The organism is Bacillus haimaensis (genome assembly GCF_048270625.1).
GTDB lineage: Bacteria > Bacillota > Bacilli > Bacillales > Bacillaceae_I > Sutcliffiella_A > Sutcliffiella_A haimaensis.
On record NZ_CP158164.1, the window covers coordinates 4,185,757 to 4,202,019 of the forward strand.

Consider the following 16,263-nt stretch of genomic DNA (forward strand, 5'->3'; position numbering starts at 1 on the left):
CACCCTTACATGAGGAGAATTGTGTTATACATATTAATAAGCTGTTTTTGTAACATGAAAACAGCATCTATGCGAAAATACTTACTATATAGCTTAAACGAAAAGAACAAGTTAGGAAAGGTGGACCCACTCATGAATCTATTTATCATACTTGGCGCAATAAACGCATTTCTTGCCGTGGCACTTGGAGCCTTTGGAGCGCACGGATTGGAAGGGAAAGTAACAGAGCGGATGCTCGAAATCTGGAAAACAGGGGTAACCTACCAGATGTTCCATGCAGGAGGGCTTTTCGTCATTGCATTCCTGATCGACCGCTTTGGTAGTTCAGGTCTTTTATCCACTGCCGGCTGGTCGATGACAATCGGAATCATCCTATTCTCAGGAAGCCTCTATGTACTGACATTGTCCGGGGTAAAAATCTTGGGCGCCATCACGCCGCTTGGCGGAGTGGCATTCCTGCTTGGATGGGTATTGGTGATTGTGGCGGCAATGAAGGCGTAAAAAAACACGCAAGCGCATGTAGATGCGGCTTGCGTGTTTTTTCATTTTATCGAGGCTGATATTGTGACAGCTGTCCTTGGCTGTTGAACGGATATTCATATTCAAGCTCTTCATCGAAAGTGATGTAATCAAGGTAAACCATCAAGAGCAAATAGCGCTTGCCGGTTTGCGGGTCACTTAAGATAATGTGATCCCGTCCTGCAGCTTCAATGATTCCTTTGAAAATCTTCGCATTCCATTCACGGTTGTTCTCAAATGTCATATACACCGTTGCCAGCTTGCCGCGGTTCAAGCGTAGAATATTCTCGATGTAAGATTGCTCTAGCGGCAGCATTCCCGGTACATCCGGTCCCTGTTTTACAGTCGGGGTCGGAAAGGGCGGGACTTGAAATCCATTCTGTTGGGCACCTGCCACCTGCTGCATCATCTGCTGACCGCCATAAGCGTTGCCCATCCCATAATAACTGCCTTGCTGGCCATTTCTTGTGTAGGCTGAGTAAGGATCTCCGTACCCTTGTGCATAAGGGTAACCTGTTGCCTGTGAAAATTGTTGACTCATGTGTCATTCCCTCCTCAAAAACGTGTAAGTATTGTTTTCTTTTTAAAAAGTCCTGTAAACACTTGGACAGTTTGCTTCCAATGGAAAGAAGAAGCAGTGTGATTTGAACTGGCCGGCATTCGGCTGATTGTACCATTGAGACGGACAAGGACCATCCGGCCGGAAAAACCATAAGGAGTTGGTTGCCGGCCTGAACCGCTCCCCATTAATGGTGCGCCGGGCCAGTCTGATTTCCTTATCCCGTGCCCGCTGGTAGAAGTACCCCTTTTTGGTCGCCTCAAAGCCCCCGGGACTTTGGAACACCATCTTATCGATTGTATTAATATTCTTGAAATCCAAGCAGTTTGCACGAACGCGATTGACACCGACATTACCAACTAACAGCATTCCCTGAACACCCTCGCCTTCAGCCTCTGCGCGTATCAGCCGGGCCAAGGTTTTCACATCCGCTTCGTTGTGAGATATAACTGACATTTTCCCACCTCAATTTCCGCTAAAGCATAGGTATCTCCCCTATTAACATATTGAGTGGTCAGAAAATGGTGCAACTTTTTTATGAGAAATCATACTAGTAGATTGTATGAGAAAGGTGGAGGGAATATGACAAGGGGAGGACGGAAGAAAATCGCACCGGACATCACGACAGCCGCAAAAAAGCGCCAACCCGCAAGTTGGCGCTCAAAAATCTTTTTATACGTGCAAGAAAGAGTATACTTTGTCTTCTTCAAGCAAGTTTCCTACATAAAACGCTCCGAATTCCCCGAAACGGGCACTTACTTCATCAAAACGCATTTCGTAGACAAGCTTTTTAAACTGAAGCGCTTCGTCGGCGAATAAGGTTACGCCCCACTCGTAGTCATCAAATCCGACAGAACCGGTGATAACCTGCTTCACTTTTCCAGCATACTGGCGGCCGATCATGCCATGGCTGCGCATCATACGGCGACGGTCCTCCATCGGCAGCATGTACCAGTTGTCTTCTCCGTTGCGGCGCTTGTCCATCGGATAGAAGCAGACATGCTTCGCTTTCGGCAATTCCGGGTATAGTCTGGCAAGAATCTGCGGGTTCTGATATGGATCCTCACCCTCAGGAAGATAGTTGCTCAGCTCCACGATCGACACATAGGAATGTACCGGAATCGTATACTGTGCAAGCGTTGTTTTATTGAACTCGTTTTCGATGGCGTTCAATTCCTCCAAAGTCGGACGAAGAAGCATCATCATGAAGTCGGCTTTTTGACCAACGACTGTGTATAGTGCGTGGCTTCCATTCTTATCTCGTTGAACATGGTTCCATTTTCCCACTAATCCTAAGAACTCATTGATGGCCGTTTGGCGCTCTTCGCTTGAAAGTGTCTTCCAAAGGGCCCAATCCACCGTACGGAAATCATGCAGGCAATACCAGCCATCTAATGTTTGTGCTGCTTCACTCATCATAATCACTCCTATATAGAAATTAGATAATAGATTTACTATGTATTCCTTCTTACTATAACACAGTTTATCCTTATCTTCTTATTAGTAAAACTGCAAAAATGTGACGGGTTGATGAATAGGATGAGACCGGCAGATAACAATAGAAGGGCTGAGACAATGGATTTTTGTTAGAAAATAAAGACTTTTTTCTGTAAGCGATAACAACGGTGGCTTATGGTTGCTTTTCAATTCTGTTGAAGTATCCTTATCATTAAGAAGCTAATTTAAAGCAAATTAAGGAGCGATTTGTGTGAGTGATTTATTTACTACCTTAAAAGAAAAAGTGGCAGGAAAAGATATCAAGATCGTATTCCCAGAAGGCAATGACGAGCGAGTTCTGACAGCAGTGGCACGTTTGGCTGCAGAAAATATGGTGCAGCCGATCGTGGTTGGAGACCTTGATGAGATCAATGGACTTGCAGCAAGCCTTAAATTGACATTGGACGGCGTGGAAATCTACGATCCAAAAACATACGAGCACATGGACGAGCTTGTGGCATCCTTCGTGGAACGCCGCAAAGGGAAAGCATCTGAAGAGGATGCGCGCAAGATTCTTCTCAGCCCGAACTATTTCGGAACGATGCTTGTACACGTGAACCGTGCACAAGGACTTGTTAGCGGTGCAGCTCATTCCACAGCTGACACCGTTCGTCCGGCATTGCAGATCATCAAGACTAAAGAAGGCGTCCGCAAAACATCAGGCGTGTTCATCATGGTACGCAATGACGAGAAGTATGTATTCGCGGATTGCGCCATCAACATTTCCCCAGACAGCAATGACCTGGCGGAAATTGCCGTGGAAAGTGCCGCAACAGCAAAAATGTTCAACATCGAGCCAAAGGTTGCGATGCTGAGCTTCTCGACAAAAGGATCTGCGAAATCCCCTGAAACGGAGCGCGTAGTAGAAGCGGCTCGCCTTGCTGCTGAACGCGACCCCAACCTGGTAGTGGAAGGAGAATTCCAATTCGACGCAGCATTCGTTCCATCTGTTGCAGAAAAGAAAGCACCTGGCTCCATCATCAAAGGGGACGCAAACGTATTCGTATTCCCGAGCCTGGAAGCTGGTAACATCGGCTACAAAATCGCACAACGCCTTGGTAACTTCGAAGCGGTAGGACCGATCCTGCAAGGCTTGAACAAACCAGTGAACGACCTATCCCGCGGCTGCAGCGTGGAGGACGTATACAAGCTTGCGCTTATTACTGCCGGACAGGCAATGAACTAATTGTGACTGTGAAAGAGGAAGTGTGTGCTTGATGGCGCACCTTCCTCTTTTTTCATTCTTGTATTATAATGCAAAGGAATAAATTTGAACGTTTAGAGGAGTTACCATTATCATGTTTGAACCAACAAATACGCTTGCCCGGGCGCTACTCATGCAGCCGAGCTGGCGAATCATCGATCAATCTTCATTAGGGGCAAATTTTCATGCACTTCAGTCGTTTGCCATGGATGACACATTATGTACCTCTGTAGGCAAGGGCGAAAGCGGAGCGGTCTGCCGGACATGGGTCCACAAGAACACGATTGTGCTCGGCATCCAGGACACGAGACTGCCCTATCTTAAAGAAGGTATCGACTTTTTGAACAGCCAAGGGTATGAGGTGATCGTGCGAAACTCAGGCGGTTTGGCCGTGGTCCTTGACGATGGCGTCCTTAATATTTCGCTTGTGTTCCCGGAAGGTGAAAAAGCGATTGATATAAATAGAGGCTATGATGCGATGTTTGAACTCACGAAGGATATGTTCAAGGATCTGACTTCTGAAATAGAAGCAAAAGAGATAATCGGTTCGTACTGTCCGGGCAGCTATGACTTGAGTATCGGCGGTAGGAAATTTGCGGGAATCTCCCAGCGTCGCATCCGGGGAGGCGTGGCTGTCCAGATCTACCTTTGCATCGACGGCAGCGGCTCGGAGCGCGCTGCAATGATCGGAGAGTTCTATAAGCGCGCACAGCAAGGCGAGCAGACCAAATTCGCCTTCCCGACAATCGATCCTAGGGTGATGGCCTCCTTGACCGAACTGACAGGACAGCCATTGACCGTACAGGACGTGATGCTCAGACTGCTCACTTCGCTAAAGGAAATGAGCGGCAAGATTTTCGCAGGTACACTACAAGGGGACGAGACGGAGCTCTATCAGCACTATTATCAACGGATAGTGGAGCGGAATGAGAAGGTGCTGGGGGATTAAGTAGTAGTACTAAAATAAGTGCCTGACCCCTAGTGAGGTACAGCGTTAAAGTTGTAAAGAACTAAAAAGGGGCCTGACCCCCATCGCTTTAAAGCGATGGGGTCAGGCCCCTTATCTTTTTATCTACTCCGCCAGTTTCTCCAAGTTCCCATTGCGGTCCATCATGAATTTCGATGGTACGCGCTCATCTTCATCAAACAGAACCAGCTTTCGTGCTCTGTTCATGATTTTCATCAGTGTTTCGTAATCCTCCTGGACGGTCAACTGCTCATCCTGAAGCATTTTGACACGCTGCTCGAGCTCCTGCGCTTTGCGGCCAAGTTCGGCATTTTCTTTTGCTAGTCTCTCGTTTTCTAGTTTTAGTGCACTAGTATGAACGTTTGAGTGTTTCATGGTTTGTAAGAAACCGATAACCTGATCGATGGATAGCGTACCGTTAAATCCAGAATAGCTAGGCTGCTTTTGCTGCACCGGGACCTGCTCGGCGGCAGTCTCCATGTTGGTTTGTGTTTGCGCATTCTTCACAGGCTGGGACAAAACTTCAGTCTGCTCGAGCACATACGGGATATCCTCATCCACAATGGACTCCGGTGGGTTGTAAAGCAGCTTTTTCGTAGGCTGGCCCAATGCACGCTGCCTTTGCTTGCGCTGTTTTTTAGCTAATTGAAGCGCCTTTTCATAATCATGTCGTACCACTGCGTTCCAGCGGAATCCGCAGGCTGCCGAGGTGCGGTTCAGCTTGTCGCCGACCTCCTCGAATGCGTTAAGTTGTGTGCTGCCTTCTCTAACATGTCGTAAAACCGTTTCGGCTAGTAATAAATCATTCTCTTCAGACCAAGCGTCCTGACGATCTTTCATGGTAATCCAACTCCCTTTTAAGCTTTAGTTCTGTTATTATTTTTGACGAGAAAAAAATATTTATACATATTCATAGAAAAAATTACTAGATTGTTATCTGCCGCGATTTATGGCGGAAACTACGGAAACCGTGCTTGCAAAGGACTGGCTTTACATGTAAAATATCATTTGCAAAGCGATGGGGACCTTTCCCCAATGTAGAAAGGGTTGTACCAGACAATGGCGAATGAATTTCGAATATGTGATGATTGCCAAGCAACCAACATCAAGACATTGATTCCGAAGCTGAAGCAGGTAGATGAAGATGCGCAGCTTGATGTGGGCTGCCAATCATATTGCGGTCCAGGGAGAAAGAAGTCGTTTGCATTTGTAAACAACCGGCCTGTATCTGCACCAACGGAAGATGAACTGATCGACAAAATAGTGAAAAAGCTCAAGAAATAGAAATCGCCTTCGTATTCGTACAAAGGTGATTTTTTATTCCCCTTGAAGTTTCAGAAACTTAAAGAAAATTAATAGAATGACGAAAAGGAGAGTAGGCGGGATTCTGATTGGGTAAAACCAGGATAGACCCTCCATTTTGCCTTTTGGCCATCCTTTCTTTGTAAAAAAAATACTATATAATAGAGTCAGGTTTAAAAATATCACACACGTAAACGAGGTCAAGAGAATGAGTTATGCAACGGAAAAGCTTAGTGAAGAAAAAGTATTCAAAGATCCGGTCCATCGTTATGTGCATGTTCGTGACCGTGTGATATGGGACTTGATCGGGACAAGGGAATTCCAGCGTCTGCGCCGAATCCGCCAGCTCGGAACGACATATTTGACGTTTCATGGGGCGGAGCACAGCCGTCTGAACCATTCTCTGGGCGTTTATGAAATCGTACGCAGGATCATTGACGATGGCTTTGATGGAAGGCCGGACTGGTATCCTGAAAACCGCTTATTGTGCCTTTGTGCAGCATTGCTTCACGATCTGGGGCATGGTCCGTTTTCCCATTCCTTTGAAAAGGTGTTCCACCTCGACCATGAGGATTTTACACAAGCGATCATATTGGGCGAGACGGAGGTAAATGCGGTATTGCGGAACGTCCATAAGGATTTTCCGAAGCATGTAGCCGAGGTCATAGCCAAAACATATAAAAATAAACTAGTAGTAAGCTTGATTTCCAGTCAGATTGATGCCGATCGAATGGATTATCTGCTTCGCGACGCCTATTTTACCGGGGTGAGCTACGGAAACTTCGATATGGAGCGCATTATGCGCGTGATGAGGCCGAGAGAGGATCAGGTTGTCATCAAATCCAGTGGCATGCACGCGGTCGAGGATTATATCATGAGCCGCTACCAAATGTACTGGCAGGTCTATTTTCATCCGGTGACACGCAGTGCAGAAGTTATATTAACGAAAATTCTACATCGTGCAAAACAGCTGTACGAGGAAAACTACACCTTCAAGCATGATCCGATCCATTTTTATTCCCTTTTTGAGGACAAGCTTGCACTTGAAGATTATATAAAATTGGACGAAGCGGTCATTATGTTCTACTTCCAGGCATGGGAGGAAGAAGAAGATTCGATATTAAGTGACTTATGTCGACGATTTATGAACAGGAATTTGTTTAAGTATGTCGAATTTAATCCCAATAAGCAGATGATGGATTTAATGGAGCTGATGGGGCTCTTCAAAAAAGCGGGACTCGATCCGGAATACTATCTGGTCGTCGATTCATCCTCCGATCTGCCATACGACTTTTACCGTCCAGGCGAAGAGGAAGAGCGACTCCCCATTCACCTATTGATGCCAAACGGGGACATCCGTGAGCTTTCAAGACAATCCGAGATCGTAGAAGCGATTTCCGGAAAAAGAAGAACCGACCATAAGCTTTATTTTCCACAGGACATATTAGAAGACCAGACGACGAAACGCACGATAAAGAAAAAAATCAGAGAGATATTAGGAATATAGGCTACGGATACACGTTAGGAGATGAAGGGTTTGTTGATCGATCACGCGAAATTAATGAAGGTTTTTGCAACGGCCGGTGAAGTCATCGGGAGAAAAAAGCTGCAAAAGATGGTGTACATAGCGAAAAAGCTGAACTACCCATTCTATGAAAAATACAATTTCCATTTTTACGGACCATACTCCGAAGAGGTGACCTTAAGAGTGGAGGAGCTCTGCAACCTGGGTTTTTTGCACGAACTGAAGGAAAACAAAGGCGGCTACTCGCAGTACCGCTACTCCCTCACGGAAACGGGAGCGGAATTCCTGCAGCATTACGACCTCGAAATGCCGCATCTTGGCGAGTGCATGACCGCCATGAACGAGCAGAGCTCACGCTTCCTCGAGCTTGTTTCAACGGTGCTGTACTTTGAGAACCTGCCAAAAGAAGAAGTGCAGGAAAAGGTGTTCACGTTAAAAAGCAAGCAGCGCTACACCGAGCAGGAAGTGGACGAAGCATATGAATATATTGAAAAGCTGCGCGCGCAGTTGGTGAGCTAGGCCCGGGGAAAAGGGTCTGGCTTTTTTATTTGCTGAAGATTTGATGTAATGTGCGGATTTTGTCACTGATTGTCGAGTGGACCGATAATGCTGTTTAATGGACCGATTATTGGGAATAACGGACAGATAAAGGACCCGAGCGGACCGATTAAGCATAGAAACGGACCGATAAATGCGATTTTCCGACAGATTTACTGAACTAGCTCAAAAAATCACACTCAATTCTCCAACGATGTGGATTAATTTTCCTGAATTCGCTTAATCCCCGGCGCAATAGGGAATGGTATAAGAAAAAGCACGGATAAAAGGGGATACTTTTGTGATGGATAAGTGGACATTGAAGGCGAGAGAGAGCATTTGGTTTGTTCCGAGCATATATAGCATAGCGAGCATCATATTGACCGTCGTTGTGATATTGATTGATACTGTTTTTGCGGAATCAGTGCAGAATGCCCTGCCAAAGGTACTTTTTACGAGTGTGGACCTTGGGACGACGATACTGAGCTCCATCTCGACGGCCATCCTGACAATGACGACGATTTCTTTTTCCACGATCATGGTTGTCCTGACGACATACTCCTCGCAATTCTCCCCACGTACCCTGCAGGATTTTATGACGGAAAGCAGTACAGTCAGGGTACTTGGCGTGTTCGTAGGAGCATTCATATATTCTGTGCTTTCGCTTCTATTCATGAAGGACTGGCTCGATGACCAGCGTGTTCTGGCAGCAGGAGTCGGAATTATCTTGGCCACCATTTGTGTCGGCTATTTTGTGTTCTTTATTCATCACGTTGCCAGATCGATCAGGGTAAGTATGTTGATCGAACGGCTGATGAAGGAAGGGATGGAGACTGCGGAAAAAAAGAAGATGCTGATTGAATCCAGGAAACTTGTTCTTTCTGAAAAAGAAAACTTCGACTACATCGAGAAATTGGAATGGATGGCAGAAACTACAGGCTATATCCAATTGCTCGACACAGTGGGGCTAGCTGAAAAAGCGAAAGAGCACGATCTGTTCATTCATTACCACAAGCGGATCGGTGATTTTGTTACGGACAAAAGTGTCATTGGAGAGGTCTATTTTTTAAAAGAAAAAAAGGAAACCATCAATATCAATCCATATATGGAAATCGGACCGGAGAGGACACCGCTCCAGGACGGCGAATTTGCTTTGCAAAAGCTCACGGAAGTGGCATTGCGAGCCATTTCACCTGGGATCAATGACCCGAACACCGCAAACAACTGTATCCGATATATGAGCCGCCTCCTGATCGAATTTGGCGAAATCGATTCCGACTCGCTGCTCTTCTTGGATGAGGATCGCAAGCAGCGCATCTTCGTGCCGCAACGGACCTTCGAAGAGATCATATATACGTCATTTTACCAGCTCAGGATCTACGGACAGGCTGATATCTCCGTGATCCTGACCATCCTGGAATGCCTGATCCTCACGGCGGAAGGAAGCAGCAAACCGATCAGAAGGAAAATCAACAGCATGTACGATTTTTTAGTCAACAGCATCAAGAAGGAGCAGTTCGAGCCGTTGGATATTGTAAAAATCGAGGAGAAAAAGGCTTGTTTGAACGAACTTCTTCGATAAAAGGGGAAAGTCCGGCCTTCACAGTACAGTCTGGTCGCTGATTTTCCGTTTCGCGCAAAAAATAGGATTTGTGCTCAAAAATGGGTGGTTTTCGCACAAAACGGTTTGACCCCCTAATTCCTGACGAATTCTCCAAGAAGCTAAATGATTCTTAGTTTTTCATTTTTTCATTTCCTTCTTCACTTTTGACCTTTGCGGATTAGTAAGTGAAGAAGGAGAAATCCTGCATTCTTAAAGGCTTAAGGCCATTTTTTCGGGGAAGCCAATATCCTTATATTTCTCATAGAAATTTACGGGAGACATTCTGCCCAGGCTACCATGATATCGGCGGTGATTATAAAACTTCATGAACTCATCAATTTCATAGTAAGCCTCCTCAAAAAGTTCGAAATCATAACGCCTGAATAAATCTCTCTCTAAAATACTAAAAAACGATTCAATATAGGCATTATAATTTGGTGATCTGGGAGGAATCCTTTCATGAAAAATCTTATTTCTCTCGCAAAATTCACCAAAAAGATTACTGACAAATTGAGGTCCGTTATCTGTTCTTATCACAATACAATGATCGTCCGTCTGCTCTAAAGCCTGTAACCCACGTCTAATAATGGCTTCATTAAGCATTCCCGTTATATCCTTGGCTGTGCATCTGGGTCCTCTGTAATATCCAACAATGGCGCGGTCAAAAACATCAATCGCACATGCGACAAAGAAAAACCTTCGGCTTCCAGAAATGGCCCCATATTTTATATCAAGCTGCCAAAGTTGATTAGGGGCAGTAACGAGCCGATTGCGGACAAATCTTTTTGGATACTTCGGATTACCCATTCGCTGGGGAAGGAGAATTCCTAATTTCCTGCATAACCTAGCGACCTTTTTATGATTAATTTGAAGGTCGTGGTGATCTTTTAGAAATTGAGTTAGATTTTTTACACCATATGTTTCGCCGTCCCCTTCGATGGCCTCCATTAGAAATTCTTCTATCTGCTCATCCGGAATGATTTCTCCTCTATTTGTTTTAGAGTAACCTGGAATCGGACGTCCTCTTTTTTCCTTAGCTACCGCAGCTTCTTCCAAACCATTATGGTAGTAATATAGGGATCGGTTAACCCCCGTTACCTCAGAAAGTTTAGTGATGTGAAACCCCTCCTTTGCCCATAGTCGAACCTCTTCCAAGACCGTCAGGGCCGGTACTGGGTTTTTTTTAATATGTTTCTAAGCATGGCAACTTCCAGCTCTTTTTCACCTAGGAGTTTCATGGCCTGTTCGTATTTAGCCTTCAGCTCTTCTTTTGTGGGTTCAGTAGAAACAATAGCTGATGTTGGATCCTCCATTTGTTCCCTTACCTCATCCTCATACTCTTTGATCCACTTCGTAAGGGTAGTCCGAGAAATTCCTGCATGACGGGCGATAGACGAGTAATTACCACTTTCTAAAGACATTCGGACATAGTTTCTTTTGACTTCCTCCAGGCTTCAATCTTTTTCTTTGGCATTAAAATTCCCCCTCCCTAATTCCTGTGATTTTATGTCTCTAGTGTACTGTTTTCAGTACAAATGTGTCCAAAGGAATTAGGGGGTCGTAGAGAAAAAATACTTTTTACGCTCAAAAAAGTAGCACTTTTGCACAAATTTTCTAATTTGCGCTCAATTCGCAGTTTCTGACAATATTCGACAATTTTAATCAATACAAAAAGGTGTCCCGAAGACTCACGGAACACCTTTCTCTATGCCTTATTGATCGCTCAAACGCTTCCCGCCAACCGCGTAATGTCCTTTGGTCATTTCTTCAATGAACACAACGATTTTATCTTCCGGTGCGCCGGTTGTCTCGCTGACAGCGGTTGTCACCTTTTCCACCAATGCCTTCTTCTGTTCCTCTGTACGGCCCTCTAGCATTTTCACTGTTACGTATGGCATATGAAAGACACTCCTTTAATATCTACTAATATTTTCAATCCTTACATAAATTATTGTATACTAATTAGAAAAGAGCAAGCAGAAAAGGGGAGAAGGTTTGGACAGTTTTTTTGGACTTAATCTGGAGTTGATTCCATATTTAGCGATAACGTTGATTATTGCGTTTACGCTGCACGAATATGCCCATGCCTTTGTGGCCTATAAATTTGGGGACCCGACAGCGAAAAATCAGGGAAGACTAACCTTGGCGCCTCATGTGCACCTTGATCCGATTGGTACGATCCTGATTTTTATCGCAGGCTTCGGATGGGCAAAGCCGGTTCCGGTAAACCGGTTCTATTTTAAAAAACCTAGACTGGCAGGGATACTGGTTTCGCTCGCGGGCCCGCTCAGCAATCTGCTGCTAGCCTGCATCGGTTATTTTCTGTACTTTTTTATGCTATCATTCGGGTTGCTGGATGGACTATCCGTGAGCATGCTGGATAAAGTGGAAATGTTCGTTAACGTATTCACCAGGCTGAACGTGCTCTTGTTCATCTTCAATCTTCTGCCGTTTCCGCCGTTGGATGGGTACCGGATATTAGAAGACTTGGCTCCGGCCAATTTGAGGGCAAGAATGACCCGTCTAGAGCCTTTTGGCATTATCATCTTTTTAGTCTTGATTTTCACCGACCTTGGTGACTATACCATCAATCCGCTGCTGTATGATTTTGTACCGAGTGTGCAAGGGACGATTATGCAGTTGTTTGCAAGCTTATTCTTACGTTAAGGGGGAACCAACTTGGATCAGGAAAAGAAAAAGAAACCGATTGGCTTCAATATTATAAAAAATGACCCGACAGACGGTCATGGAGGCTTTGGTGTAGGTGCACTGAGCCTTGATAATGTTTCACCGGTGTTTGTTGATGTGGAGGGCGGGGATGCGTTTGTCGATATCGGCGCCATGCACGCACGAAGCACGGTGGAACGCGGAATCAAGTTTTTGCCGAACAAGGACGATGTACCGAACGGCAAACCGTACTGGCTTGTATGGGTGACGATCGACCGCAAGCAGGAGGGACCTTATTACGCCGGTGTGACCGCTTGCGAAATGACCGTGGACCGTGAAATCAGAAGAGGGTACAAATCCTTGCCGGAGCATGTGAACAGAATGGACAAATCGATGAAACGCCATATCATCGTCGAACACATGGACGACAGGTCTAAAACTATTTTGCAAAACTATCTCATCGGCCATGACAGCGGAATGTGGGAGCGCGCCTCCATTGATCTGAAAAACCAATTAGCTGTAAAATGAAATGTCAACACCATATGAAAAATAAAGTTGTGACATTTTTTTGAACGTTCGGCTATACCCACTTGAGTTATTACCGCAAAAAAAGTAAACTAAGTCTACATGTGTATAGAGCACATGGAAAGCTAGGACACCTAAAACCCCGAGAGGCATCTCGGGGGTTTTAACTTTTATAGCATCTACATCCAAGGAACAAGCTTCTTCCACCATTTCTCTTTCTTCTCAGGTGCCGTCGTATCAGGCGGTGCCTGCTCCTGCTCGTTACCTTCTGCTTGTTTTGTACAATACTCTGTCGGTTCGGATCCTTTTACATAATAGGTCATCCGCGACACAGGGCAGTCCTCTGACGCCAGCAGCCCGCTTTGAGGGTTGACCTTCACGCCTACTACATTATCGGTCGGCTGGAATGCCACGACGGATTTATTTTTCAGAGCATTTTCCATAAAACCTGCCCAGATTTCCTTGGCATAGCGCTTTTCTGTCCAAAGGGTGATGTTCTGGTCCTTGTCATAGCCCGTCCAGACGGCACTCACCAATTGAGGCGTATAGCCGATCATCCAGCTGTCCGTTTCCGTTGAGCCCGATTTTCCTGCATAAGGACGAGTCAGCTTATCCTTGATTGCGTTCCCCGTCACTGCCATATAGCCGTTCAAGGCCGTATCGAACATGCCTGTCATCAAATGGTTCAGCACGAACGTTACATCCTTGTCCAATACCTGCTTTGCTTTAGCATCGCGTTCGTAGAGAACCTCACCCTTGTAGTTGACCACCTTTTCAATAAAGACTGGCTCAACCTCTTTCCCGCCATTCGCAAACGTGCTGTAGGCGTTAGCCATATCAAGCACCCGGACTGGTGATGTACCTAGTGCAAGCGAAGGGACTGCCTTCACGTCGGATTCGATGCCCATCTTTTTCGCCTGCTTGACGAGCTCGGTTTTACCTAGGAGCAGATGGGTCTTTACCGCATACACATTATCCGACAGTGGCAGGGCCTGCATCATCGTCAGCGTGTCATTGGCATAATAATGGTTAAAATTGTGCGGCGTATATGTCGAGCGTCCTTCATCAACCTGGAACGTCGTCCGCTCGCTCCGGAACCCGGTCGATGGGGTAAAGCCTTTTTCTAGTGCACGATAATAGAGAAGCGGCTTAAACGTAGAACCTGGCTGCCTTTCCGCCTGGGTCACCCTGTTGTATGGACTCTCCTCGTAATTGCGTCCGCCGACAAGTGCCAGCACTTTTCCGGACTTTGGATCCATCGCCACAAAGCCTACTTGCATCGTAGAGTTCGGATCGAATGTGGCGGCAATCTGCTCCTCCGCAATTTCCTGCATCTTTGGATCAAGCGTTGTATAAATATGAAGCCCGCCGTCTTCCAGTTCCTTTTCCAGCTTCAGATCATGACGGATCACCGACCGGACCGCATCCTGAAAATAGGGAGCCATAAATTCCTTCGGCAAATGCTCGCGTTCTCCATATACAAGTGGCTCAGCAAGCACAGCCTCGGCCTCGGCGCGTGTAAGGTCCTTATTTTCCACCATCGAATCAAGCACCGTCTTCTGTCTCGCCAAAGCCCGTTCACTATCGGTAAAAGGGGAATACACCCCTGGGCCCTTTGGAATTCCTGCAAGCATGCTGGCCTCCGCCATGTTCAGATCCGCAGCCGGCTTGCCGAAATAATAATAGGAAGCCGATTCGACTCCGTACGCACCATGACCGTAATAGATCGTATTCAAATAGCCCTCAAGGATCTCTTCCTTTGAATAATTGGCCTCAATACGGATCGTATAAAGAGCCTCATTCAATTTTCGCTTCCATGTCTTCTCATGCTCGAGAAAAAGATTGCGGGCGTACTGCTGGGAGATCGTACTCGCACCCTGGACCTTTGCCATCGCCTTGATGTCGGCAAGTAACGCACCTGCAATCCGCTTAGGGTCAAAGCCGTGATGGCTGAAAAAACGGCGATCCTCCACCGCAACAGTGGCATCAATCAGATGAGGGGAAATATCGTCCAGCGCCACCCAATAACGCTTCTCCCCGCTATGGGCCTCCCCGATGATTGAACCGTCCTTACTATAGAAAATCGAAGACTGTGTCACCGAAAGCGGCGGCGCCCCCTTGGACTTGGCATAAATGACGACTCCGCCTATTAAAATCAACAACGAGATTGCTAGGATAGAAAAAATAAAAATAAAGGCACGAACATACTTCAAAACCCGCTGCAACCGGTCATCTGTCATCAATTCCATTTCAGAAATTCCCCCTTTCCGCAATGCTCCTAGTCCTGCATCATTACTACTCAGTATGAAAACCTTTCCCCGTTTTAAACATTTTCAAAAAAAAATAAATTTTAACTTGAATTTTTGCTAGATTCATCTATACTTTTTTCTTGTTGTATAAAATTAAATTATGTTTGCAATTTTTATGGTTAGGGAACGATATAAGCGAGTTTATTCGATATAGCACGAGTATTTTGGACAGATTAAAAAACGGAAGGGAATGTTGTACAAATGGAATTATGGTACACAGAATATCAAACAAAAAACTTTGGAATCACAGCGAAGATCAAACGCACTTTACATACAGAGCAAACGGAGTTCCAAAAGCTGGATATGGTAGAAACTGAGGAATTCGGAAACATGCTTATCCTTGATGGCATGGTGATGACTACGCAAAAGGACGAGTTCGTTTATCACGAAATGGTGGCACATGTACCATTGTTCACTCATCCAAACCCTGAGAACGTATTGGTAGTAGGCGGCGGGGACGGTGGCGTAATCCGTGAAGTGCTGAAGCACCCAAGCGTGAAAAAAGCTACTTTGGTGGAAATCGACGGAAAAGTAATCGAGTACTCCAAACAGTACCTGCCTGAAATCGCTGGCATGCTTGATGATGCACGTGTAGAAGTGAAAGTCGGCGACGGCTTCATGCACATCGCTGAAAGCGAAAACGAGTATGACGTAATCATGGTAGACTCCACAGAGCCAGTTGGACCTGCAGTCAACCTATTCACAAAAGGCTTCTACGCTGGGATCTCCAAAGCGTTAAAAGAAGACGGTGTATTCGTGGCTCAAACCGACAATCCATGGTTCACGCCTGAACTGATCACAAACGTACAGCGCGACGTACGCGAGATCTTCCCGATCACCCGCCTCTACATCGCAAACATCCCAACATACCCAAGCGGCATGTGGACATTCACAATCGGATCCAAAAAGCACGACCCACTGGAAGTAAAAGAAGACCGCTTCCACGACATGGAAACAAAATACTACACAAAAGAACTTCACAAAGCAGCATTCGCCCTGCCGAAGTTCGTTGGTGATTTAATTAAGTAACGTAGTGAAAAGGGGCCTGA

At 45.8% G+C, this 16,263-nt stretch carries 18 protein-coding genes; 10 read left to right on the forward strand and 8 right to left on the reverse strand.

The window, feature by feature from the left end; genetic code table 11:
* Positions 1–132: 132 nt before the first annotated feature.
* Positions 133–501: a DUF423 domain-containing protein gene (locus tag ABN702_RS21265; RefSeq protein ID WP_386642036.1), complete on the forward strand. Its 369-nt coding sequence runs from the start codon at positions 133–135 to the stop codon at positions 499–501.
* Between the two features lie 46 nt (positions 502–547).
* On the opposite strand, the gene gerQ is transcribed toward ABN702_RS21265, so the two are convergent.
* The 3 genes from gerQ to hemQ form a co-directional block, all read right to left on the reverse strand.
* Positions 548–1,060, reverse strand: a complete 513-nt coding sequence (gene gerQ, locus ABN702_RS21270; protein ID WP_417898587.1) for a spore coat protein GerQ — start codon at positions 1,058–1,060, stop codon at positions 548–550.
* Positions 1,061–1,102: 42 nt separating this feature from the next.
* Positions 1,103–1,534: a cell wall hydrolase gene (locus ABN702_RS21275; RefSeq protein WP_417898588.1), complete on the reverse strand. Its 432-nt coding sequence runs from the start codon at positions 1,532–1,534 to the stop codon at positions 1,103–1,105.
* Between the two features lie 216 nt (positions 1,535–1,750).
* The gene (gene hemQ, locus ABN702_RS21280; RefSeq protein WP_417900992.1) at positions 1,751–2,494 is read right to left on the reverse strand and encodes a hydrogen peroxide-dependent heme synthase; all 744 of its coding nucleotides are present in this window, start codon (positions 2,492–2,494) and stop codon (positions 1,751–1,753) included.
* A 292-nt stretch (positions 2,495–2,786) separates the two neighbouring features.
* Here hemQ and pta point away from each other — a divergent pair, with 292 nt between their 5' ends.
* Complete coding sequence (gene pta, locus ABN702_RS21285) at positions 2,787–3,761, forward strand: phosphate acetyltransferase (protein ID WP_417898589.1); 975 nt, start codon at positions 2,787–2,789, stop codon at positions 3,759–3,761.
* Positions 3,762–3,873: 112 nt separating this feature from the next.
* Complete coding sequence (locus ABN702_RS21290; RefSeq protein WP_417898590.1) at positions 3,874–4,728, forward strand: lipoate--protein ligase family protein; 855 nt, start codon at positions 3,874–3,876, stop codon at positions 4,726–4,728.
* A gap of 123 nt (positions 4,729–4,851) precedes the next feature.
* Here the strand turns inward: ABN702_RS21290 and ABN702_RS21295 are convergent, their stop codons facing one another.
* Positions 4,852–5,586 carry an RsfA family transcriptional regulator gene (locus ABN702_RS21295; protein WP_417898591.1) on the reverse strand — a complete coding sequence of 245 codons (735 nt, stop codon included), beginning with the start codon at positions 5,584–5,586 and terminating at the stop codon, positions 4,852–4,854.
* 219 nt (positions 5,587–5,805) lie between these two features.
* On the opposite strand from ABN702_RS21295, the gene ABN702_RS21300 reads away from it, so the two are divergent.
* From ABN702_RS21300 to ABN702_RS21315, 4 genes are all read left to right on the forward strand, one after another.
* The gene (locus tag ABN702_RS21300; protein WP_417898592.1) at positions 5,806–6,030 is read left to right on the forward strand and encodes a DUF1450 domain-containing protein; all 225 of its coding nucleotides are present in this window, start codon (positions 5,806–5,808) and stop codon (positions 6,028–6,030) included.
* Positions 6,031–6,256: 226 nt separating this feature from the next.
* Positions 6,257–7,555: an HD domain-containing protein gene (locus ABN702_RS21305; protein ID WP_417898593.1), complete on the forward strand. Its 1,299-nt coding sequence runs from the start codon at positions 6,257–6,259 to the stop codon at positions 7,553–7,555.
* Positions 7,556–7,585: 30 nt separating this feature from the next.
* Entirely contained in the window at positions 7,586–8,092 is a 507-nt protein-coding gene (locus ABN702_RS21310) for a YwgA family protein (RefSeq protein ID WP_417898594.1), read from the forward strand.
* 322 nt (positions 8,093–8,414) lie between these two features.
* Positions 8,415–9,692, forward strand: coding sequence for a DUF2254 domain-containing protein (locus ABN702_RS21315; protein ID WP_417900993.1), 1,278 nt, complete (start codon positions 8,415–8,417; stop codon positions 9,690–9,692).
* Positions 9,693–9,923: 231 nt separating this feature from the next.
* Here ABN702_RS21315 and ABN702_RS21320 read toward each other — a convergent pair whose 3' ends face one another.
* From ABN702_RS21320 to ABN702_RS21330, 3 genes are all read right to left on the reverse strand, one after another.
* Positions 9,924–10,868: an IS3 family transposase gene (locus tag ABN702_RS21320; protein WP_417898595.1), complete on the reverse strand. Its 945-nt coding sequence runs from the start codon at positions 10,866–10,868 to the stop codon at positions 9,924–9,926.
* Between the two features lie 5 nt (positions 10,869–10,873).
* Positions 10,874–11,164, reverse strand: a complete 291-nt coding sequence (locus ABN702_RS21325) for a transposase (RefSeq protein ID WP_417900994.1) — start codon at positions 11,162–11,164, stop codon at positions 10,874–10,876.
* A gap of 261 nt (positions 11,165–11,425) precedes the next feature.
* The gene (locus tag ABN702_RS21330) at positions 11,426–11,611 is read right to left on the reverse strand and encodes a 2-hydroxymuconate tautomerase (RefSeq protein WP_204413097.1); all 186 of its coding nucleotides are present in this window, start codon (positions 11,609–11,611) and stop codon (positions 11,426–11,428) included.
* Positions 11,612–11,708: 97 nt separating this feature from the next.
* Between ABN702_RS21330 and ABN702_RS21335 the strand changes: the two genes are divergently transcribed.
* Together ABN702_RS21335 and ABN702_RS21340 are read left to right on the forward strand one after the other, a co-directional pair.
* Positions 11,709–12,380 (forward strand): site-2 protease family protein, encoded by a 672-nt coding sequence (locus ABN702_RS21335; protein ID WP_417898596.1) that lies wholly within the window; start codon positions 11,709–11,711, stop codon positions 12,378–12,380.
* A 12-nt stretch (positions 12,381–12,392) separates the two neighbouring features.
* Positions 12,393–12,908, forward strand: coding sequence for a YwhD family protein (locus ABN702_RS21340; protein ID WP_417898597.1), 516 nt, complete (start codon positions 12,393–12,395; stop codon positions 12,906–12,908).
* A gap of 176 nt (positions 12,909–13,084) precedes the next feature.
* On the opposite strand, the gene ABN702_RS21345 is transcribed toward ABN702_RS21340, so the two are convergent.
* A complete protein-coding gene (locus ABN702_RS21345; protein ID WP_417898598.1) occupies positions 13,085–15,154 on the reverse strand; it encodes a transglycosylase domain-containing protein in 2,070 nt (689 codons plus the stop codon).
* A 261-nt stretch (positions 15,155–15,415) separates the two neighbouring features.
* On the opposite strand from ABN702_RS21345, the gene speE reads away from it, so the two are divergent.
* Entirely contained in the window at positions 15,416–16,243 is an 828-nt protein-coding gene (speE, locus tag ABN702_RS21350; RefSeq protein ID WP_417898599.1) for a spermidine synthase, read from the forward strand.
* Positions 16,244–16,263 lie beyond the last annotated feature (20 nt).